General features: G+C 58.7%; 21 protein-coding genes. 19 read left to right on the top strand and 2 right to left on the bottom strand.

What is annotated here, in order from left to right:
- The first annotated feature begins 34 nt into the window (after nucleotides 1-34).
- The 18 genes from QF010_RS05165 (at nucleotide 35) to QF010_RS05080 (ending at nucleotide 16,669) form a co-directional block, all read left to right on the top strand.
- Nucleotides 35-1,249 carry an IscS subfamily cysteine desulfurase gene (locus QF010_RS05165; RefSeq protein ID WP_033061463.1) on the top strand — a complete coding sequence of 405 codons (1,215 nt, stop codon included), beginning with the start codon at nucleotides 35-37 and terminating at the stop codon, nucleotides 1,247-1,249.
- An 84-nt stretch (nucleotides 1,250-1,333) separates the two neighbouring features.
- Complete coding sequence (gene iscU / locus QF010_RS05160) at nucleotides 1,334-1,720, top strand: Fe-S cluster assembly scaffold IscU (protein WP_003443374.1); 387 nt, start codon at nucleotides 1,334-1,336, stop codon at nucleotides 1,718-1,720.
- 34 nt (nucleotides 1,721-1,754) lie between these two features.
- Nucleotides 1,755-2,078, top strand: coding sequence for an iron-sulfur cluster assembly protein IscA (gene iscA / locus QF010_RS05155; RefSeq protein WP_007903589.1), 324 nt, complete (start codon nucleotides 1,755-1,757; stop codon nucleotides 2,076-2,078).
- Nucleotides 2,079-2,086: 8 nt separating this feature from the next.
- Nucleotides 2,087-2,608, top strand: a complete 522-nt coding sequence (gene hscB / locus QF010_RS05150; protein WP_008070981.1) for a co-chaperone HscB — start codon at nucleotides 2,087-2,089, stop codon at nucleotides 2,606-2,608.
- A 51-nt stretch (nucleotides 2,609-2,659) separates the two neighbouring features.
- Nucleotides 2,660-4,522, top strand: a complete 1,863-nt coding sequence (gene hscA / locus QF010_RS05145; RefSeq protein ID WP_429511008.1) for a Fe-S protein assembly chaperone HscA — start codon at nucleotides 2,660-2,662, stop codon at nucleotides 4,520-4,522.
- Nucleotides 4,523-4,524: 2 nt separating this feature from the next.
- Nucleotides 4,525-4,866: an ISC system 2Fe-2S type ferredoxin gene (gene fdx, locus QF010_RS05140; RefSeq protein WP_033061467.1), complete on the top strand. Its 342-nt coding sequence runs from the start codon at nucleotides 4,525-4,527 to the stop codon at nucleotides 4,864-4,866.
- A 14-nt stretch (nucleotides 4,867-4,880) separates the two neighbouring features.
- The gene (gene iscX, locus QF010_RS05135; protein WP_008147746.1) at nucleotides 4,881-5,081 is read left to right on the top strand and encodes a Fe-S cluster assembly protein IscX; all 201 of its coding nucleotides are present in this window, start codon (nucleotides 4,881-4,883) and stop codon (nucleotides 5,079-5,081) included.
- 92 nt (nucleotides 5,082-5,173) lie between these two features.
- Nucleotides 5,174-5,599, top strand: coding sequence for a nucleoside-diphosphate kinase (gene ndk, locus QF010_RS05130; RefSeq protein WP_007903599.1), 426 nt, complete (start codon nucleotides 5,174-5,176; stop codon nucleotides 5,597-5,599).
- Nucleotides 5,600-5,627: 28 nt separating this feature from the next.
- Nucleotides 5,628-6,776 carry a dual-specificity RNA methyltransferase RlmN gene (rlmN, locus tag QF010_RS05125; protein ID WP_033061468.1) on the top strand — a complete coding sequence of 383 codons (1,149 nt, stop codon included), beginning with the start codon at nucleotides 5,628-5,630 and terminating at the stop codon, nucleotides 6,774-6,776.
- 12 nt (nucleotides 6,777-6,788) lie between these two features.
- A complete protein-coding gene (gene pilW / locus QF010_RS05120) occupies nucleotides 6,789-7,547 on the top strand; it encodes a type IV pilus biogenesis/stability protein PilW (RefSeq protein WP_033061470.1) in 759 nt (252 codons plus the stop codon).
- A complete protein-coding gene (locus QF010_RS05115; RefSeq protein ID WP_033061471.1) occupies nucleotides 7,547-8,575 on the top strand; it encodes a RodZ domain-containing protein in 1,029 nt (342 codons plus the stop codon). Before pilW ends, QF010_RS05115 begins: the two co-directional genes overlap by 1 nt.
- A gap of 3 nt (nucleotides 8,576-8,578) precedes the next feature.
- Nucleotides 8,579-9,688 (top strand): flavodoxin-dependent (E)-4-hydroxy-3-methylbut-2-enyl-diphosphate synthase, encoded by a 1,110-nt coding sequence (gene ispG, locus QF010_RS05110; protein ID WP_008147751.1) that lies wholly within the window; start codon nucleotides 8,579-8,581, stop codon nucleotides 9,686-9,688.
- Nucleotides 9,689-9,725: 37 nt separating this feature from the next.
- Nucleotides 9,726-11,015 carry a histidine--tRNA ligase gene (gene hisS / locus QF010_RS05105; protein WP_033061472.1) on the top strand — a complete coding sequence of 430 codons (1,290 nt, stop codon included), beginning with the start codon at nucleotides 9,726-9,728 and terminating at the stop codon, nucleotides 11,013-11,015.
- A 40-nt stretch (nucleotides 11,016-11,055) separates the two neighbouring features.
- A complete protein-coding gene (locus QF010_RS05100) occupies nucleotides 11,056-11,697 on the top strand; it encodes a tetratricopeptide repeat protein (RefSeq protein WP_033061474.1) in 642 nt (213 codons plus the stop codon).
- Nucleotides 11,690-12,841, top strand: coding sequence for an outer membrane protein assembly factor BamB (gene bamB, locus QF010_RS05095; RefSeq protein WP_429511005.1), 1,152 nt, complete (start codon nucleotides 11,690-11,692; stop codon nucleotides 12,839-12,841). Before QF010_RS05100 ends, bamB begins: the two co-directional genes overlap by 8 nt.
- Before the next feature lie 139 nt (nucleotides 12,842-12,980).
- A complete protein-coding gene (der, locus tag QF010_RS05090; protein ID WP_033061477.1) occupies nucleotides 12,981-14,450 on the top strand; it encodes a ribosome biogenesis GTPase Der in 1,470 nt (489 codons plus the stop codon).
- A 291-nt stretch (nucleotides 14,451-14,741) separates the two neighbouring features.
- Nucleotides 14,742-15,890 (top strand): pyridoxal phosphate-dependent aminotransferase, encoded by a 1,149-nt coding sequence (locus tag QF010_RS05085; protein ID WP_033061479.1) that lies wholly within the window; start codon nucleotides 14,742-14,744, stop codon nucleotides 15,888-15,890.
- The gene (locus QF010_RS05080; RefSeq protein ID WP_429511003.1) at nucleotides 15,878-16,669 is read left to right on the top strand and encodes an amidohydrolase; all 792 of its coding nucleotides are present in this window, start codon (nucleotides 15,878-15,880) and stop codon (nucleotides 16,667-16,669) included. The genes QF010_RS05085 and QF010_RS05080 overlap by 13 nt, the downstream gene beginning before the upstream one ends.
- Before the next feature lie 203 nt (nucleotides 16,670-16,872).
- Here the strand turns inward: QF010_RS05080 and leuA are convergent, their stop codons facing one another.
- On the bottom strand, nucleotides 16,873-18,552 hold the full coding sequence (gene leuA / locus QF010_RS05075; protein ID WP_033061480.1) for a 2-isopropylmalate synthase: 1,680 nt from the start codon (nucleotides 18,550-18,552) through the stop codon (nucleotides 16,873-16,875).
- A gap of 398 nt (nucleotides 18,553-18,950) precedes the next feature.
- On the opposite strand from leuA, the gene QF010_RS05070 reads away from it, so the two are divergent.
- Nucleotides 18,951-19,307, top strand: coding sequence for a hypothetical protein (locus QF010_RS05070; RefSeq protein WP_429532540.1), 357 nt, complete (start codon nucleotides 18,951-18,953; stop codon nucleotides 19,305-19,307).
- 119 nt (nucleotides 19,308-19,426) lie between these two features.
- On the opposite strand, the gene QF010_RS05065 is transcribed toward QF010_RS05070, so the two are convergent.
- Complete coding sequence (locus QF010_RS05065) at nucleotides 19,427-20,248, bottom strand: peptidoglycan DD-metalloendopeptidase family protein (RefSeq protein ID WP_429532539.1); 822 nt, start codon at nucleotides 20,246-20,248, stop codon at nucleotides 19,427-19,429.

The following is a 20,248-nucleotide window of genomic DNA, read 5'->3' as shown; positions in this document are numbered from 1 at the left end:
GGCACGCCAGCCAGCCTGATTTAGGAGATAGTCCATGAAATTGCCGATTTACCTTGATTACTCTGCGACCACCCCGGTTGATCCGCGTGTAGCGCAAAAAATGAGTGAATGCCTGCTGGTTGACGGAAACTTCGGTAACCCGGCGTCCCGTTCCCACGTGTTCGGCTGGAAAGCTGAAGAGTCCGTCGAAAACGCTCGTCGTCAGGTCGCTGACCTGGTCAACGCCGATCCGCGTGAAATCGTCTGGACCTCCGGTGCCACCGAGTCCGACAACCTGGCAATCAAGGGTGCGGCGCATTTCTATGCCACCAAAGGCAAACACCTGATTACCACCAAGATTGAGCACAAGGCTGTCCTCGACACCATGCGCCAACTGGAGCGTGAAGGCTTCGAAGTTACCTACATCGAGCCTCGCACTGATGGTCTGGTCACTCCAGAGATGATCGAAGCTGCCCTGCGTGACGACACCATCCTGGTTTCGGTCATGCACGTGAACAACGAAATCGGCACCATCAACGACATCGCAGCCATCGGCGAACTGACCCGTTCCAAGGGCATCCTGTTCCACGTTGACGCGGCTCAGTCCACCGGCAAGGTTGATATCGACCTGTCGAAGCTGAAAGTCGACATGATGTCGTTCTCTGCCCACAAAACCTACGGCCCTAAAGGCATCGGCGCACTGTACGTGAGCCGCAAGCCGCGTGTTCGCATCGAAGCGACCATGCACGGCGGCGGTCACGAACGTGGCATGCGTTCCGGCACCCTGGCGACCCACCAGATCGTCGGCATGGGCGAAGCCTTCCGCGTAGCCAAGGAAGACATGGCTGCCGAGAACATCCGCATCAAGGCCTTGAGCGATCGCTTCTTCAAACAGGTCGAAGGCCTGGAAGAGCTGTACGTCAACGGCAGCATGACCGCCCGCGTACCGCACAACCTGAACCTGAGCTTCAACTACGTTGAAGGCGAGTCGCTGATCATGGCGCTCAAGGATCTGGCGGTTTCGTCCGGTTCGGCCTGCACCTCGGCTTCCCTTGAGCCTTCGTACGTACTGCGCGCCCTGGGCCGCAACGACGAACTGGCACACAGCTCGATTCGCTTCACCTTCGGCCGTTTCACCACCGAAGAAGAAATCGACTACGCCGCGCAGAAAGTCTGCGAGGCCGTTACCAAGCTGCGCACTCTGTCGCCGCTGTGGGACATGTACAAAGACGGTGTCGACATTTCGAAAATCGAGTGGGCGGCACACTGATTTCAAGTCGCCGCAAACCGGCCCTGTAAGACGCAGGTTTTCAGGGCTCAAGAGCGACTCTCTGATGAGTGAGGATTAAGAATCATGGCTTACAGCGAAAAGGTCATCGACCACTACGAGAACCCGCGCAACGTCGGCAAGATGGACGCGGAAGACCCTGATGTCGGCACCGGCATGGTCGGCGCTCCGGCGTGCGGCGACGTGATGCGCCTGCAGATCAAGGTCAACGAGCAAGGCATCATCGAAGACGCCAAGTTCAAGACCTACGGTTGCGGTTCGGCTATCGCCTCCAGCTCCCTGGCGACCGAGTGGATGAAAGGCAAGACTCTGGATGAAGCAGAGACCATCAAAAACACTCAGTTGGCCGAAGAACTGGCTCTGCCGCCAGTAAAAATTCACTGCTCCGTACTTGCTGAAGACGCTATCAAAGCGGCCGTTCGCGACTACAAGCAGAAGAAAGGCTTGATCTGACTTTCAAGATTTGGCGACGAGTAAGGAGTCACCGATGGCTATCAGCATGACAGAAGCGGCTGCTCAACACGTGCGACGCTCCCTCAACGGGCGCGGCAAAGGTGAAGGGATTCGTCTGGGTGTTCGCACCACAGGCTGTTCCGGCCTTGCCTACGTGCTGGAGTTTGTCGACGAGGTGGTTGCAGAGGATCAGGTGTTCGAAAGTCACGGCGAGAAAGTGATCATCGACCCGAAAAGCCTGGCCTACCTGGACGGCACCGAACTCGATTTCGTCAAGGAAGGGTTGAACGAAGGCTTCAAGTTCAACAATCCCAACGTGCGCGGTGAATGTGGCTGCGGCGAAAGCTTCAACATCTGAGGCTGCGCGTGGGTACTCCTTGTCATTTCGCTTTATTTGAGCTGAAACCGAGCTTCCGTCTGGATCTCGATCAGTTGGCCACGCGCTACCGTGAGTTGGCGCGCGGTGTTCATCCGGACCGCTTTGCAGACGCTTCCGAGCGCGAGCAGCGGCTGGCGCTAGAGCAATCCGCGAGCCTCAACGAGGCCTACCAGACGCTCAAAAGTCCCCCGAAGCGCGCGCGTTACTTGCTCGCCATGGGCGGTCGCGAGCTGCCGCTGGAGGTCACGGTGCATGATCCGGAGTTTCTTCTGCAGCAGATGGAGCTGCGTGAAGAGCTCGAAGACCTGCAAGACAGCGCCGACCTGGCGGGTGTTGCAGTGTTCAAGCGTCGCCTGAAGACTGCGCAGGATGAACTGAACGAAAGCTTCGCAGCCTGTTGGGATGATGCAGCGCAACGTGAACAGGCCGAACGCCTGATGCGGCGCATGCAGTTCCTCGACAAGCTCACCTACGAAGTGCGCCAGTTAGAAGAGCGCCTCGACGATTAACCCAGTGCCGCTCCGGTCGCACGCCTGATATACAGATAAGTCCTGATAACGATGGCCCTACTGCAGATCGCCGAACCCGGCCAAAGTCCTCAACCGCACCAGCGTCGTCTGGCTGTGGGGATCGACTTGGGTACTACCAATTCGCTGGTCGCTGCGTTGCGCAGTGGTCTTTCCGAACCTCTGGCTGACGCAGACGGGCAGGTCATCCTGCCGTCTGCCGTGCGCTACCACGCCGATCGTGTCGAGGTCGGCGAGTCGGCCAAGCTGGCTGCCGCCACCGATCCCTTGAACACCGTGCTGTCGGTCAAGCGCTTGATGGGTCGTGGTCTGTCCGACGTCAAGCAATTGGGCGATCAACTGCCGTACCGCTTTGTCGGCGGCGAATCGCACATGCCGTTCATCGACACGATCCAGGGCCCGAAAAGCCCGGTCGAAGTCTCTGCCGATATCCTGAAAGTGTTGCGTCAGCGCGCCGAAGCGACGTTGGGTGGCGAACTGGTAGGCGCGGTGATCACCGTTCCGGCCTACTTCGACGATGCTCAGCGTCAAGCCACCAAGGATGCGGCCAAACTGGCCGGTCTAAATGTGCTGCGTCTGCTCAATGAGCCGACCGCCGCCGCTGTGGCTTACGGTCTGGATCAACACGCTGAAGGCCTGGTCGCTATTTATGACCTGGGTGGCGGCACCTTCGATATTTCGATTCTGCGCCTGACCGGCGGTGTGTTTGAGGTTTTGGCTACCGGCGGCGACAGTGCGCTGGGCGGCGATGACTTCGATCACGCAATCGCTGGCTGGATCATCGAGAGCGCCGGTTTGTCCGCCGACCTTGATCCGGGTGCGCAACGCCATCTGCTGCAAACCGCTTGCGCGGCCAAAGAAGCCCTGACCAATGCCTCGACCGTTGAAGTCGCTTATGGCGACTGGAAAGCCGAGCTGACCCGTGAAGCCTTCAATGCGCTGATCGAGCCGATGGTTGCTCGCAGCCTGAAAGCCTGTCGCCGCGCTGTGCGTGATTCCGGCGTCGAGCTGGAAGAAGTGCATGCAGTGGTCATGGTCGGCGGTTCGACCCGTGTGCCTCGTGTTCGCGAAGCCGTCGCTGAAGCCTTCGGTCGCGAGCCGCTGACCGAAATCGATCCGGATCAAGTGGTGGCCATTGGTGCCGCGATCCAGGCCGATACCCTGGCTGGCAACAAGCGTGATGGCGATGAGTTGCTGTTGCTTGACGTGATTCCGTTGTCCCTGGGGCTGGAAACCATGGGCGGCCTGATGGAGAAGGTGATTCCGCGCAACACCACCATCCCTGTCGCCCGCGCTCAGGACTTCACGACTTATAAAGATGGCCAGTCGGCCATGGCGATCCACGTATTGCAGGGCGAGCGCGAGCTGATCAGCGACTGCCGCTCCCTGGCGCGCTTCGAATTGCGCGGCATTCCGGCGATGGTTGCCGGTGCGGCGAAGATTCGCGTGACCTTCCAGGTCGATGCTGACGGTCTGCTCAGTGTTTCTGCCCGCGAGCTGGGTTCGGGCATTGAGGCCAGCATCCAGGTCAAGCCGTCCTACGGTCTGACGGATGGCGAAATCGCCAAAATGCTCAAGGACTCGTTCCAGCACGCCAACGACGACAAGGTCGCTCGGGTGTTGCGTGAACAGCAGGTCGATGCCCAGCGCCTGATCGAAGCGGTGCAGGGTGCCCTCGATGTCGATGGCGAGCGTTTGCTCGACGCCGAAGAGCGCATGGTCATCGAATTGCAGATGCAGGAACTGACCGAATTGATGAAAGGCACCGATGGTTACGCCATCGAGCAGCAGACCAAACGTCTGTCGCAAGTGACCGACGCCTTTGCTGCCCGCCGCCTGGACTCGACGGTGAAAGCCGCGCTGGCGGGGCGCAACCTGAATGAGATTGAGGAATAACGATGCCACAGGTCATTTTTCTGCCACACGAGAAGTTCTGCCCGGAAGGTATGGTTGTGGAGGCTGAGCCTGGCACATCCATTCTCGAGCTGGCCCACGAACACCATATCGAGATGGAAAGCGCCTGTGGCGGCGTCTGCGCCTGCACCACCTGTCATTGCATCATTCGTGAAGGCTTTGACTCGCTGGAAGAGGCGGACGAGCTGGAAGAAGACTTTCTGGATCGTGCCTGGGGTCTGGAGGCGCAATCGCGTCTAGGCTGTCAGGCTATCGTCGGAAATGAAGACCTGACTGTCGAAATTCCGAAATACTCGGTCAACCATGCGGCTGAAGCGCCGCACTGATTCAAGGAACCGAAATGAGTCTGAAATGGGTTGATGTGCTGGAAATCGCGATCCAGCTGGCTGAATCCAAGCCGGATGTGGATCCGCGTTATGTGAACTTCGTCGATCTGCACAAATGGGTGCTGGCATTGCCGGAGTTCAGTGATGATCCGACCCGCGGTGGCGAGAAGGTGCTTGAAGCCATTCAGGCCGCCTGGATCGAAGAAGCAGACTGAGTCTGCGCCGTACGCAGTTAGGCAATACCAAAGAACCCGCGTATAATTCGCGGGTTTAATTTTTCGCAAATTACCGTTTCTGGAGTTACACCATGGCTGTTCAACGTACTTTCTCCATCATCAAGCCTGACGCTGTTGCAAAAAACGTTATCGGCGAGATCACCACTCGTTTCGAAAAAGCTGGCCTGCGCGTTGTAGCTTCGAAACTGAAGCAACTGTCCAAAGCTGAAGCTGAAGGCTTCTACGCTGAGCACAGCGCTCGTGGTTTCTTCAACGACCTGGTTGCTTTCATGATCTCCGGTCCGGTTGTCGTTCAGGTTCTGGAAGGCGAAAACGCTATCGCTCTGAACCGTGAGCTGATGGGCGCTACCAACCCTAAAGAAGCTGCTGCCGGTACCATCCGCGCTGACTTCGCTGATTCCATCGACGCCAACGCTGTACACGGTTCGGACTCCGAAGCCGCTGCTGCTCGCGAAATCTCGTACTTCTTCGCAGCTACTGAAGTAACCACTCGCTAAGCATTGGCTTAAGAGTGAAGGTGAATCCATGACTACATCGACTGTAAAAACCAACCTGCTGGGTCTGACTCAGCTGGAAATGGAAAAATTCTTCGACTCAATCGGGGAGAAGCGTTTCCGTGCCGGTCAGGTAATGAAATGGATTCACCACCTTGGCGTCGATGATTTCGACGCCATGACGAACGTCAGCAAGGCCTTGCGCGACAAGCTCAAGGTTATTGCCGAGGTTCGTGGTCCTGAAGTGGTCAGCGAGGACATCTCCACCGACGGCACCCGTAAGTGGGTGGTGCGCGTGGCGTCCGGCAGCTGCGTCGAGACCGTGTACATTCCCCAGGGCAAACGCGGCACTTTGTGCGTTTCGTCCCAGGCAGGCTGTGCCCTGGATTGCAGTTTCTGCTCCACCGGCAAGCAAGGATTCAACAGCAACCTCACTGCCGCCGAAGTCATCGGCCAGGTGTGGATTGCCAATAAATCGTTCGGCAGCATCCCGGCGACCGCCGACCGTGCCATCACCAACGTGGTGATGATGGGCATGGGTGAGCCGCTGCTGAACTTCGACAACGTCGTGGCTGCCATGCATCTGATGATGGATGACCTGGGCTACGGGATCTCCAAGCGCCGCGTAACCCTGTCTACCTCGGGTGTGGTGCCGATGATCGATGAGCTGTCCAAGCACATCGACGTCTCCCTGGCGTTGTCCCTGCACGCACCGAACGACGCATTGCGTAACCAATTGGTGCCGATCAACAAGAAGTATCCGCTTAAGATGCTGCTCGAGTCGTGCCAGCGCTACATGTCGTCCCTGGGCGAGAAGCGCGTACTGACCATTGAGTACACGTTGCTCAAGGACATCAACGACAAGGTCGAACACGCGGTCGAAATGATCGAGTTGCTCAAGAACATCCCGTGCAAGATCAACCTGATTCCGTTCAACCCGTTCCCGCATTCCGGTTACGAGCGCCCGAGCAACAACGCGATTCGTCGTTTCCAGGATCAGCTTCACCATGCCGGCTTCAATGTCACCGTACGCACCACCCGCGGTGAAGACATCGATGCCGCGTGTGGCCAATTGGTAGGGCAGGTGCTGGATCGCACCCGTCGCAGCGAGCGTTATATCGCCGTGCGTGAGTTAAGCGCCGAAAACGATATCGCACAGAACGCTGCGAACAATAATTAAGAGAGGATCTCTATGTCCCTGCGCTTAGCGCTGCTTTTGCTGTTGGCCAGCCTGTGTGCTGGTTGTGTCCTGTCGGGCGATTTCAACCCGATGAAGACCAGCAAGGGCCGCGATGAGGCGCGCGTTGCCTATGTGCAGCTGGGCTTGGGGTACTTGCAGCAAGGCATGACCGAACGGGCGAAAGTACCGTTGAAGAAAGCGCTGGATCTGGATGACTCGGATCCGGATGCCAACGCTGCGCTGGGCCTGGTATTCCAGGCCGAGATGGAACCGGAGCTGGCGGATCAGCATTTTCGCAAGGCGTTGTCTTCCCGCCCCAACGATGCGCGAATCCTGAACAACTACGGCAGTTTTCTTTACGAAGAGAAACGCTACAAAGAAGCTTACGAGCGCTTTGAACAGGCCGCCGCCGATACCTTGTATCCTGAGCGTTCGCGGGTGTTCGAGAACCTCGGAATGACCGCTTCGAAGCTGGGGCAGCGTGATCTGGCCCAGCAGCAGCTGGAAAAAGCCCTGCGTTTGAATCGCCAACAGCCACGTGCATTGCTGGAAATGGCTGAGTTGTCCTTCGAAGACAGGCATTATGTGCCCGCGCGTGACTATTACGATCGTTTTAGCCTGCTCACCGAGCAAAATGCACGTAGTCTATTGCTCGGCGTTCGGCTGGCAAAAGTGTTTGAAGATCGCGACAAGGCCGCCAGTTTTGGCCTGCAACTAAAACGACTCTATCCCGGTACGCCGGAATATCAGCAATACCTGTCGGAGCAATGATGAAAGCGGCGCATCCCGAAGTTGTAGCAGCGAATCGCGTTAATCCCGGTGAGACTTTGCGCCAGGCTCGCGAAAGCAATGGCTGGTCGCTGGCCGAAGTGGCCCTCAAGCTCAACCTCACCGTCAATTCCCTGAGCAATCTGGAAGCCGGCGCTTTCGACAAGCTGCCTGGGCATACCTTTGCTCGCGGTTATATTCGCGCCTACGCGAAATTGCTCGGCATGGATCAAGCCGTACTGGTCCAACAGTTCGACCAATCCACCGGCACCGACTCCCAGGGCAGCAACGTTCATAGCCTGGGACGTATCGAAGAACCGGTTCGGGTTTCCCACACCATTTTGCGAATTGTCAGCCTGCTGTTGCTGATCGCGGTGATTGGTGGTGGTTTTGTCTGGTGGCAGGATCAAACCTCATTGCGCACCAAAGACCTGACCAGCCTGAGCCCGGAACACGTTGAAGTCGAAGGCGCTGACGGCACCACCCAGATCCATCCGCTGGACGAGCCGGAAGACCAGGCTGTCGCGGAAGGACAGACTGAAGGCACAACCGCTCTTGCGTTGCCGCAAGCCGAGAATTCGAGTGAAGCACCGGCCGAAGCTGAAGCGACTACGCCTGCTGCACCGGTAGCACCAGCACCAACGCCTGTTGCACCTGCCCACAGCACCGCTCCGGTTGTCGCGACTCCGGCCGCGCCAGCCCCGACGGCTCCGGTTGTATCAACCCCGCCGGCGAGCGCTTCGGTGACTCCGACCATCCCCGCTCCAGCAGCGGCGGCTCCGGTTGCCGGCCAAGGCCAGGTTCAACTGCAATTCACTTCCGATTGCTGGACGCAAGTGACCGATGGCACTGGCAAGGTGTTGTTGAGCGGTCTCAAGCGCAAAGGCGAAAACGTTTCCGTGAGCGGCAAACCACCGTTTACCGTGCGTCTGGGCTTCGCCCGTGGCGCGCAGGTCAGCTACAACGGCAAGGTGGTTGATGTCGCTCCGTTCACCAGTGGCGAGACTGCTCGCCTGAAGTTGGGTCAATAAGTCATGCACGGCGAATCTCCAATCAAACGTCGCGAATCCCGCAAGATCTGGGTCGGTAACGTGCCCGTTGGCGGCGATGCGCCTATCGCTGTGCAGAGCATGACCAACAGCGACACCAATGACGTAGCCGCCACCGTGGCCCAGATCAATCGTCTGGAAGCGGCTGGCGTCGATATCGTGCGAATTTCCGTGCCCGACATGGATGCCGCCGAAGCCTTCGGCAAGATCAAGAAACTGGTCAAAGTCCCTTTGGTTGCCGACATCCACTTCGACTACAAGATCGCTCTGCGTGTAGCCGAACTGGGTGTTGACTGCCTGCGCATCAACCCGGGCAACATCGGTCGCGAAGACCGCGTGCGTGCGGTAGTCGATGCCGCCCGTGATCGCGGGATTCCGATCCGCATCGGCGTGAACGCCGGTTCCCTGGAAAAAGACCTGCAAAAGAAATACGGCGAGCCGACCCCGGCTGCACTGGTTGAATCTGCCCTGCGTCACGTCGAGCACCTTGAGCGTCTGAACTTCCAGGACTTCAAGGTCAGCGTGAAAGCCTCCGACGTGTTCATGGCCGTCGCCGCTTACCGCTTGCTGGCCAAGGAAATCGTCCAGCCGCTGCACCTGGGCATCACCGAAGCCGGTGGTTTGCGTTCAGGCACAGTGAAATCCGCCGTGGGCCTCGGTATGCTGCTCGCCGAAGGGATTGGCGATACTATTCGCATCTCGTTGGCGGCCGACCCGGTCGAGGAAGTGAAAGTCGGCTACGACATTCTCAAGTCCCTGCATCTGCGTTCCCGTGGCATCAACTTCATTGCCTGCCCAAGCTGCTCGCGGCAGAATTTTGATGTGGTCAAAACCATGAACGAGCTGGAAGGGCGCCTCGAAGACCTGCTGGTGCCGCTGGATGTCGCGGTCATCGGTTGCGTGGTCAACGGGCCGGGTGAAGCCAAGGAAGCCCATATCGGCTTGACCGGCGGCACACCGAACCTGATTTACATCGACGGCAAGCCGTCGCAGAAACTGACGAATGACAATCTGGTGGATGAGCTTGAACGCTTGATCCGCCAGAAAGCGGCCGAAAAGGTCGAAGCTGACGCAGCGGTTATCGCGCGCGGCTGAGCCCGACTGAAGAGCCGAACGAATTTAAGGATTTATAGTGAGCAAGTCTCTGCAAGCCATACGTGGCATGAACGACATCCTGCCCGAGCAGACTCCCCTGTGGCGTCATTTCGAAGGCACCGTCTCGCGTTTGCTGGATAACTACGGTTACAAGCAGATCCGCATGCCGATCGTCGAGTTCACCGAGCTGTTCAAGCGTTCCATCGGTGAAGTAACCGACATCGTCGAAAAAGAGATGTACACCTTCGACGACCGCAACGGCGACTCCCTGACCCTGCGCCCCGAGGGTACAGCGGCCTGTGTGCGTGCAGTGCTCGAGCACGGCATCACCGGCGGTGGCCAGGTGCAGAAACTCTGGTACATCGGCCCGATGTTCCGCCACGAACGTCCGCAGAAAGGCCGTTATCGCCAGTTCCACCAGATCGGTTGCGAAGTCTTCAACCTCGACGGTCCGGACATCGATGCCGAGCTGATCGTGCTGACCTGGCGCCTGTGGGGCGAGCTGGGCATCCGTGATGCGGTCAAGCTCGAACTCAACAGCCTGGGCACTGCCGAGTCCCGCGGTCGTTATCGCGAAGCGTTGGTCGAGTTCCTCTCGGCCCACCTGGACAAGCTGGACGAAGACAGCCAGCGCCGCCTGAAGACCAACCCTTTGCGGGTTCTGGATACCAAGAACGCTGACACTCAAGCCGTGTTGGTCGACGCGCCGAAAATGGCCGACTACCTCGACGAAGAATCCCGCGTGCACTTCGAGGGCCTCAAGGCTCGCCTGGACGCCGCCGGCATTCCTTACGTGATCAACCCAAAGCTGGTTCGCGGGCTGGATTACTACAGCAAGACCGTTTTCGAATGGGTCACCGACAAGCTGGGCGCCCAGGGCACCGTGTGTGCCGGTGGTCGTTACGACGGTCTGGTGGAGCAGATGGGCGGCAAGCCGACCCCTGGCGTTGGTTTCGCCATGGGCATCGAGCGCCTGGTGCTGTTGCTTGAAACCCTGGAGCAGATCCCGGAAGAGATTTCCCGTCAGGTCGACGTTTACCTCTGCGCCTTCGGTGAAGCCGCCGAGCTGGCCGGTCTGGCCCTGAGTGAACGTGTTCGTGATCAATTGCCCAACCTGCGCCTGCAAGTGAATGCCGGCGCCGGCAGCTTCAAAAGCCAATTCAAGAAAGCCGACAAGAGCGGTGCGTTGTACGCGCTGATCCTCGGTGACGACGAAATGGCCCAGCAAGTGGTAGGTTTCAAACCCCTGCGTGGCCAGGGCGAACAACAAAGCATTGCCTGGGATGCGCTTGCTGCACACCTGGCCACCTGCGTCGTGCAGGGTTGAAGCTGTCAAACAGCCGATTTAGCGATTAAGGAGTATTGGGGTGTCGAGTACCGAAGACGAACAGCTGTCGGATTTGAAGGACTGGTGGACACGCAACGGCAAGCCCCTGGTCACTGGCGGCCTGTTGGCGCTGGTCATCGTGTTCGGCTGGCAGGCCTTTCACAAGTATCAGAGCAATCAGTCGCAAGGCGCCTCGATGCTCTATCAGCAACTGCTGGAAACCACGCTGACGCCAGACGGCAAGCCTGATGCCGCCCGTGTTGCGGACCTGGCCGGCAAGCTCAACAGCGAGTTCGGCGGTAGCGCTTACGCGCAGTACGGCAGCCTGTTCGTGGCAAAAGTCGCGGTCGACAGCGGCAAGCTGGATGACGCAGCCAGCGAGCTGAAAGCCATTGTTGCCAAACCGGCCAACCCGGCGCTGGGCGAAATTGCTCGTCAGCGTCTGGCCCAGGTGCTGGCCGCGCAGAACAAGGCCGATGAAGCCCTGAAACTGCTCGAAGGCGATGCCGATAAAGCATTCCTGGCCACTCGTGAAGAACTCAAAGGCGACCTGCTGGTGCAGTTGGGTCGTACAGACGAAGCGAACGCGGCGTATCAAAAAGCCAAGGCGGCACTGTCGGATGAAGCGGCAGTGGGTGGCCTACAAATCAAGCTGGACGACCTGGCCAAAGGGGATGCGTGACGTGATTCGTTGGAAACATGCAGCATTGCTGGCTCTGGCCATATTGGCCGCGGGTTGCAGCAGCAACAGCAAAAAAGAACTGCCACCGGCCGAGTTGACCGACTTCAAAGAAGAAGTAGTTCTGCAAAAGCAGTGGAGTCGTTCGATCGGTAACGGTCAGGGCGATTCGTACAACATGCTGGTTCCGGCGATCGATGGCGATACCATCTATGCCGCCGACGTCACCGGTGTGGTGATGGCGATGGATCGCAGCAATGGCGACGTCAAATGGAAGAAAGATCTCGAACTGCCTGTTTCCGGCGCTGTCGGCGTCAGTTACGGTCTGCTCCTGATCGGTACGATCAAGGGTGAAATCGTTGCCCTGGACGCCATCAACGGTGAAGAGAAATGGCGCGCTCGCGTGTCCAGTGAAGTCCTCGCACCGCCGGCCAACAACGGTGATGTCGTTGTTGTTCAGACTCAGGATGACCGTCTGATCGGTCTGGATGCCGCTACCGGCACCCAGCGCTGGTTGTATGACAGCACTCCGGCGGTATTGACCCTGCGCGGCACCAGTGCGCCGATCGTCACCAACCGCCTCGCGGTGGCTGGCCTGTCGACCGGTAAAGTGGTCGCTCTCGATATTTCCAACGGCGTGCCGGTATGGGAACAACGTGTAGCGATTCCGCAAGGTCGTTCGGAACTGGAGCGCGTTGTCGATATCGACGGCGGCCTGCTGCTGTCCGGCGGTACGCTGTATGTCGCCAGCTATCAGGGTCGCGTTGCGGCACTGGACCTGGAAAGCGGTCGTCAGCTCTGGCAGCGTGATGCTTCCAGCTATGCCGGTGTCGCCCAGGGTTTTGGCAACGTCTACGTGAGCCTGTCTTCGGGCACCGTTGAAGGCGTCGACGAACGTTCCACCACAGCCTTGTGGAGCAATGATTCGTTGGCCCGTCGTCAACTGTCGGCTCCGGAAGTGTTCTCCAGCTATGTTGCAGTCGGTGATATGGAAGGTTACCTGCATCTGCTGAGCCAGGTGGACGGTCGTTTCGTCGGCCGCGAGCGCATCGACAGCGACGGCCTGCGTGCCCGTCCGCTGGTGGTGGGTGACACGATTTATCTGTATGGCAACAGCGGCAAACTGGAAGCCCTGACCATTAAGTAAAGGTTTGACTATGCTTGGGGTTAACCCCCAGGCAGCCCCATAACACGGGGTTCGCAGCGCCCTCAAGCGCTGCCCCGAGCACCAGCCGCTGCCTCGCAGCGGCTTTTGTATTTTCTGAAATAACGAAGTGGAGAGCCGCATGGTTCCCGTAATCGCCCTGGTGGGCCGACCGAACGTCGGCAAGTCCACCTTGTTCAACCGCCTGACCAGGACTCGTGACGCCATCGTTGGCGACTTGTCCGGTCTGACCCGTGATCGCCAATACGGTGAGGCCAAGTGGCAAGGGCGTTCCTACATTCTGGTCGACACCGGCGGTATCTCCGGTGACGAGCACGGTATGGACGAAAAAATGGCCGAGCAGTCGCTGCTGGCCATTGAAGAAGCGGATGTCGTTCTGTTCCTGGTAGATGCCAAGGCCGGTTTCACCGCCGCCGACCAGATGATCGCCGAGCATTTGCGCAAGCGTAACAAGCGTTCTTACGTGGTTGCCAACAAGGTCGACAACATCGACCCTGAAATGGCCCGCGCCGAATTCGCCCCGTTGGGCATGGGCCACGCGATTCCGATCGCTGGTGCTCATGGTCGTGGCATCACCCAGATGCTGGAAATCGCCCTCAGCGACTTCCCGAAAGACGCTGACGAGCTGGAAGAAGGCGAGGAAGAGATCGTTGCCGAAGGTGAGGAAGCCAAGCGCATTCCTGGCCCTAGCGAAAAAGACGGGATCAAGATCGCGATCATCGGACGCCCGAACGTCGGCAAGTCGACCCTGGTCAATCGCATGCTCGGTGAAGACCGGGTAATCGTCTATGACGAGCCCGGCACCACCCGCGACAGTATCTACATCCCGTTCGAGCGTAACGACGAGAAGTACACGCTGATCGACACCGCCGGTGTGCGCAAGCGCGGCAAGATCCACGAAGAAGTCGAAAAATTCTCCGTGGTGAAAACCCTGCAGGCGATCAAAGACGCCAACGTGGTGATCTTTGTGATGGACGCCCGCGAAGGTGTGGTCGATCACGATCTCAACCTGCTGGGCTTCGCCATTGAGTCGGGTCGTGCGCTGGTGATCGCGATCAACAAGTGGGACGGCATGACGCCGAGCGAACGCGACTTCGTGAAGGTCGAGCTGCAACGTCGACTGTTCTTCGTTGACTACGCCGACATTCACTTCATCTCGGCCCTGCACGGCACGGGCGTGGGCAACCTCTACGCCTCCGTACAGAACTCGTTCAAGTCTGCGGTCACCCGCTGGCCAACCAACCGCCTGACCACGATTCTGGAAGATGCGGTTGGCGAGCACGCGCCGCCGATGGTCAACAACCGCCGGATCAAGCTGCGTTATGCCCACTTGGGTGGTGCTAACCCGCCGATCATCGTGATCCACGGTAACCAGATCGAGAAAGTGCCGAAGTCGTACGTCCGTTACCTGGAAAACACTTACCGTCGCGTGTTGAAGCTGGTCGGTACGCCGATCCGCATCGAGTTCAAGGGCGGCGAGAACCCGTACGAAGGTAACAAGACCTCGCTCACCGACCGTCAGGTCAACAAGAAGCGTCGCATGATGTCGCACCACAAGAAAGCCGACAAAAAGCGCCGCGACAAGCGTTGATTCACAACCCCACACCTTCGGGTGTGGGGGCTGTTGTGGCGAGGGAGCTTGCTCCCGCTCGGCTGCGCAGCAGTCGTAAAAAACCGGCCGACTCGTTCTGACTGAACAATCTCGGTTGTAGATATTGGGGCCGCTTCGCGGTCCAGCGGGAGCAAGCTCCCTCGCCACAGGTATGCGGTGAATGTTTTAGAAGAAGGGCGCCAATGGCGCCCTTTTTCATGCCTGTCGTTTGGGCTATTCTCGGGCTCTCCCGTGCCGCCGTAGAGCCGGGTGTAGAGCAGGGAATCACCGATGATCACCAGTAAGCTGCCGAATGTCGGCATCACTATCTTCACTCAGATGTCTCAGCTCGCGGCGCAAACCGGGGCGCTGAACCTGTCCCAGGGTTTTCCCGATTTCGATGCGCCGCAGGCCCTGTGCGATGCGGTCGGTCGGCATATCGCCAATGGCCACAACCAGTATTCGCCGATGACCGGTCTTCCGGCATTGCGTCAGCAGATTGCGGCGAAGATCGCCCGCAGCTATGGCGTCAATGTGGATGCCGACCATGAAGTGACCGTCACGCCCGGTGCCACCCAGGCGATCTTTTGCGCCATTCAGGCGGTTATCCACAGCGGCGACGAAGTGATCGTCTTTGATCCGGCCTACGACAGTTATGAGCCTTCGGTTGAGCTGGCCGGTGGTCGCTGCGTGCACGTGCAGTTGGGCCTGAACGACTTCGCCATCGACTTCCAGAAGCTCGGTGAAGCCATTACCCCACGCACGCGGATGATCATCCTCAACACCCCACATAACCCAAGCGGCGCGCTGATCAATCGTGCCGAACTGGATCAGCTGGCGGCATTGATTCGCGACCGCGACATCTATGTCATCAGCGATGAGGTCTACGAACACCTGGTGTTCGATGGCGTGCCTCACGTCAGCGTGTTGAATCACGAAGAGCTGTACCCGCGTGCTTTCGTGGTCAGCTCCTTCGGCAAGACCTATCACGTCACTGGCTGGAAAACCGGCTACGTGGTCGCACCGCCGGCCCTCACCGCCGAGCTGCGCAAGGTTCACCAATACGTCAGTTTTTGCGGGGTGACGCCACTGCAATATGCCTTGGCCGACTACATGGCCGAGCATCCGGAACATGTCGAAGAACTGCCGGCTTTCTATCAGGCCAAGCGCGATCTGTTCTGCGATCTGTTGGCGCCGTCGCGTTTCAGTTTCACCCGAGTGACCGGCACGTATTTCCAGTTGGTCGATTACTCGCAGATCCGCCCGGACCTCAATGATGTCGAGATGGCGTTGTGGATGACCCGCGAACATGGCGTGGCGAGCATCCCGATCTCGGTGTTCTACCAGACCCCGCCCGAAGGCCAGCGCCTGGTGCGCCTGTGCTTCGCCAAACGCGAGGAGACCCTGCGTGAAGCAGCGGCAAAATTATGCGTGATCTGAGTGCACTGCCCAATCTGAACATCGCGCTGATCCAGACCACCCTGGCCTGGCACGATCGTCAGGCCAATCTGGAGCATTTCGAGTCGTTGCTGGAACAGGCTCGCGGGGCTGACCTGATCATCCTGCCGGAGATGTTCACCACCGGTTTTTCGATGGAGTCCGAGACCCTCGCCGAGTCGGAAAATGGTCCGACCAGCAAATGGCTGCGAGTTCAGGCAGCGAAACTGGATGCGGTGATCACCGGCAGCCTGATCGTCCAGGCAGCTGACGGCAGCCATCGCAATCGCCTGTTGTGGGCGCGGCCGGACGGGGAGGTGTGGCACTACGACAAGCGCCATCTGTTTCGCATGGCCGGCGAGCACAACCACTTCACCCCCGGCGAGCGGCAGGTGCAGTTCGAACTCAAAGGCTGGCGGGTGCGTCCGCTGATTTGCTACGACCTGCGCTTCCCGGTGTGGAGCCGCGACGCTCAGGACACCGATTTGCTGCTGTACACCGCGAACTGGCCGGGAGCACGGCGTCAGCACTGGAACCGTTTGCTGCCAGCGCGGGCGATCGAAAACCTTTGCTACGTGGCGGCGGTGAATCGCATTGGTACTGACGGCAAAGGTTTTGCCTACACCGGCGACAGCCAGGTGCTGGATTTCCAGGGTGAAACCTTGCTCAGTGCGGGCGAAGCCGATGGCGTGTTCCAGGTTGTTCTGAACGCTGCAGATCTTCAGGCTTATCGAACACGCTTTCCAGCGAATCTGGATGCCGATACATTCGAGTTCACCTGAGATATTCGCTGCCTGTCATGGCCTCATCGCGGGCAAGCCCGCTCCCACAGTTGACCGGTGTGACATAGATTTTGTGTACACCACAATCCCATGTGGGAACGGGCTTGCCCGCGATGAGGCCATGACAGGCGACACAAAAAATACAGGCAAACAAAAAGGCCCCGAGGTTCGCACCTCGGGGCCTTTTGCGTTTCAGCGAAGGCTTACGCCGCTTTCGCTTCCGGCTGGCTCAGGGAACGGTTCAGCGCGCTGAACAGGGCCTTGAAGCTGGCGGTGGTGATGTTTTCATCGATACCGACGCCGTGCACCGCACGTTCACCGTTCACACGCAGTTCAATGTAGGCCGCCGCTTTGGCGTTGGTGCCCGCACCGATGGCGTGTTCGTTGTAGTCCATGATTTCAACCGGAATCGGCAGACCGGCCACCAGCGCTTCCAAAGCACCGTTGCCCTTGCCACGCCAGTGCAGGTTGGTTTCGCCCTGGCCTTTGCCCGAGACTTCCACTTCGACGGCGCTGTGACCGTTTTCTTCCTGCAGGCGATGGCTGACCAGCGCGTACGGGGTGTTGGCCTGCAAGTACTCGCTGTGCAGCAGCGCGTGGATCTGCTGAGCCGTCATCTCGAGGCCCAGACGGTCGGTTTCACGCTGTACAACCTGGCTGAACTCGATCTGCATGCGACGCGGCAAGCTGATGCCGTATTCCTGTTCCAGCAGGTAAGCGATACCGCCCTTGCCCGACTGGCTGTTGACGCGGATGACCGCCTCGTAGCTGCGGCCGATATCGGCCGGGTCGATCGGCAAGTACGGCACTTCCCACAGGGCGTCCGGTTTCTGCTGGGCGAAGCCCTTGCGGATGGCGTCCTGGTGCGAGCCGGAGAACGCGGTGTGAACCAGGTCGCCGACATACGGGTGACGTGGGTGCACCTGGATCTGGTTGCATTCTTCGACGACTTTGCGCACGCCGTCGATGTCGGAGAAGTCCAGCTCAGGGTGAATGCCCTGGGTGTAGAGGTTCAATGCCACGGTCACGAGGTCGACGTTACCGGTACGTTCGCCGTTGCCGAACAGGCAGCCTTCGACACGGTCGGCACCGGCCATCAGGCCCAGTTCGGTCGCCGCAACGCCAGTGCCACGGTCGTTGTGGGTGTGCAGGCTGATGATCACGCTGTCACGACGGTTGATGTGACGGCCGAACCATTCGATCTGGTCGGCATAGATGTTCGGGGTCGCGCATTCGACGGTGGCTGGCAGGTTGAGAATCACCTTGTGCTCAGGCGTCGGGTTCCAGACTTCGATGACGGCGTCGCAGACTTCTTTGGCGAACTCGAGCTCGGTGGCGCTGAAGGTTTCTGGCGAGTATTCGAAGGTCCACTCGGTGTTCGGCTGCTGGGCGGCATATTTGACGAACAGCTTGGCCGCGTTCACGGCGATGGCCTTGACCCCTTCCTTGTCCTGATTGAAGACAATGCGACGGAAGGAAGGGGAGGTGGCGTTGTACAGGTGAACGATGGCTTTTTTCGCCCCGCGCAGGGATTCGAAGGTGCGCTCGATCAAATCTTCACGGCCCTGGGTCAGCACCTGAATGGTGGTGTCGTCCGGGATGTGGTTGCCTTCGATCAGGGTGCGCACGAAGTCGAAGTCGGTTTGCGAAGCCGCCGGGAACGACGCTTCGATTTCTTTCACACCGACCGACACCAGGGTTTTCCAGAAACGCAGCTTCTTGACCGCGTCCATTGGCTCGATCAGCGACTGGTTGCCGTCACGGAGGTCGGAGCTGCACCAGATCGGCGCGGCGGTAATGGTCTTCGACGGCCAGGTGCGGTCCGGGATGTCGATGGTCGGGAACGCGCGGTATTTCGAAGACGGGTCTTTGAGCATGCTCATCGGGAAATCCTTATTGTGTGGGCCGAAAAAAGGCGGCCTGCCGGTGGATCAAATGTTCTGGGGATAAAGCGTAGGACGAGGCACCGCGATTCAGCCTGGCAGTCGTGCACTGACAAGGCACAGGCTGCGGTGCTGGCGAAGCTGAATGAGGGTGTGAGAGGTTTTCATGCCTTCAACCCTAACCGCGAGGGTGAAGGATGGCAAGCGGTCGAAAAAAATTGAGAGGAATCCTCTAAAAGTCGTGGTTATCGAGATTTTATTGCGGTGAATGGCGGTGATTGTTTTTATGTTTGCGCGAGGTTTGAGCGATGCGCAATTGAAGGCTTTCGGTGTTGGGGTGTGTCAGCGCGGCTATTCTTAAAGCCTACCCAAGGACTACTGGCAGGCAGGAGTCGACCATGAACGAGTCAGATTGGAAGCTTTACAGCGCATTGCGTCCGTTGGCCCATGAGCGGCTATGCATCCGGATCATGGACGAGGTCGAGCGCATCGTGCTGGATAAAAGCATTGCGCCTTACGAGCGTATTGAAACCAGTGAGGAAAGGCTGAAGGCGGGTCAACAGGAGCTGTATTGGGCGTTTGGCGTTTTCCGTCACTCACGTAATGACGCGCCTGCTCACTTGCTGGGGCTGTGTACTCATGAGTTGATCAGCGCTGAAGAGTTGGCGGGCTTCTCGGAGGAAACCCAGGCCTGGATCAAGGAATGCCTGGCGCACCGGGAAATTCATGGGATTGAGGATCTGGAGGCTGAATAAGTGGTGCCTGTGATGCAGCCTTCGCGAGCAGGCTCACTCCTACAGGTGATCTATGGCGTACACAAATCCAATGTAGGAGTGAGCCTGCTCGCGATGAGGCCGGCAGCCTCAACAACTATTTATGGCTGAAATGCACCTATAAAGATGGCCGGATCCACCCGTGCATCATTCAGGCTGACGTTCCAGTGCATATGCGGCCCGGTCGCGCGCCCGGTGGCACCCACTTTGCCGACCACTCCACCACGGGCCAATTGCTGGCCCACCTTCACGTCGATTTTGGACATATGGCAGAACATGCTGATAAAACCCTGTCCGTGATCGACAAACACCGTGTTGCCGTTGAAAAAGTAGTTGCCGATCAGGATCACCTTGCCGGCAGCCGGGGTCTTGATCGGCGTACCGGCCGGCACGGCGAAGTCCAGGCCAGCATGAGGATTACGCTCTTCACCATTGAAGAAGCGACGCACGCCGAACTTGCTCGACAGCGGACCGTTGACCGGTTTGTCCAGTAACAGGTTGCTCGGGGTGTTCGGGCTGAAGCTGCGATAAGCCTGGATCTGTTCGGCCAACTCACCCTCGATGCGCTTGAGATTCTCCGGGTTCGGATTGACCTGCTGCGTGTTCTTCAACGTGATGTGCTGTTCCGGGTATTTCTTGTTACCCACGTTGAAATTCAGAGTGCGACCGCCACTGCTGACCTGCTGCGTGCCCGGTTTAACCGTCAGCGGCACACCGACAATCGCCAGCCAATTGTTCTGTTCCTTGATCACCAACACAGGCTTGCCTTGATAACTGGCCTTCGGCGCCTGCGCAGCGGCCCCCAGATCCACCACGGCCACGCCGCCCGGCACCGGTTTGTTCAACAGGCGGGTGATGTAACTGTCGGCGTGGGCATTGAGGGTCAGGCACAGCAACAGCAGCGGAGCTAAAAAACGCGGCAT

This window comes from Pseudomonas silensiensis, from assembly GCF_050434865.1.
Taxonomy (GTDB): Bacteria; Pseudomonadota; Gammaproteobacteria; order Pseudomonadales; family Pseudomonadaceae; genus Aquipseudomonas; species Aquipseudomonas fluorescens_W.
Note: the sequence above shows the minus strand (reverse complement) of the source record. Positions and strands in the feature narration are given on the sequence as shown.

Bases quoted from the DNA above. Each gene is read 5' to 3' on its own strand.
- iscX (WP_008147746.1), top strand. From the start codon at position 4,881: ATGAGTCTGAAATGGGTTGATGTGCTGGAAATCGCGATCCAGCTGGCT.
- QF010_RS05065 (WP_429532539.1), bottom strand. From the start codon at position 20,248: ATGCCGCGTTTTTTAGCTCCGCTGCTGTTGCTGTGCCTGACCCTCAAT.
- der (WP_033061477.1), top strand. From the start codon at position 12,981: ATGGTTCCCGTAATCGCCCTGGTGGGCCGACCGAACGTCGGCAAGTCC.
- bamB (WP_429511005.1), top strand. From the start codon at position 11,690: ATGCGTGACGTGATTCGTTGGAAACATGCAGCATTGCTGGCTCTGGCC.
- QF010_RS05165 (WP_033061463.1), top strand. From the start codon at position 35: ATGAAATTGCCGATTTACCTTGATTACTCTGCGACCACCCCGGTTGAT.
- ispG (WP_008147751.1), top strand. From the start codon at position 8,579: ATGCACGGCGAATCTCCAATCAAACGTCGCGAATCCCGCAAGATCTGG.
- iscU (WP_003443374.1), top strand. From the start codon at position 1,334: ATGGCTTACAGCGAAAAGGTCATCGACCACTACGAGAACCCGCGCAAC.
- ndk (WP_007903599.1), top strand. From the start codon at position 5,174: ATGGCTGTTCAACGTACTTTCTCCATCATCAAGCCTGACGCTGTTGCA.
- rlmN (WP_033061468.1), top strand. From the start codon at position 5,628: ATGACTACATCGACTGTAAAAACCAACCTGCTGGGTCTGACTCAGCTG.
- QF010_RS05080 (WP_429511003.1), top strand. From the start codon at position 15,878: ATGCGTGATCTGAGTGCACTGCCCAATCTGAACATCGCGCTGATCCAG.
- QF010_RS05070 (WP_429532540.1), top strand. From the start codon at position 18,951: ATGAACGAGTCAGATTGGAAGCTTTACAGCGCATTGCGTCCGTTGGCC.
- iscA (WP_007903589.1), top strand. From the start codon at position 1,755: ATGGCTATCAGCATGACAGAAGCGGCTGCTCAACACGTGCGACGCTCC.
- QF010_RS05115 (WP_033061471.1), top strand. From the start codon at position 7,547: ATGAAAGCGGCGCATCCCGAAGTTGTAGCAGCGAATCGCGTTAATCCC.
- fdx (WP_033061467.1), top strand. From the start codon at position 4,525: ATGCCACAGGTCATTTTTCTGCCACACGAGAAGTTCTGCCCGGAAGGT.
- QF010_RS05085 (WP_033061479.1), top strand. From the start codon at position 14,742: ATGATCACCAGTAAGCTGCCGAATGTCGGCATCACTATCTTCACTCAG.
- leuA (WP_033061480.1), bottom strand. From the start codon at position 18,552: ATGAGCATGCTCAAAGACCCGTCTTCGAAATACCGCGCGTTCCCGACC.
- hscA (WP_429511008.1), top strand. From the start codon at position 2,660: ATGGCCCTACTGCAGATCGCCGAACCCGGCCAAAGTCCTCAACCGCAC.
- pilW (WP_033061470.1), top strand. From the start codon at position 6,789: ATGTCCCTGCGCTTAGCGCTGCTTTTGCTGTTGGCCAGCCTGTGTGCT.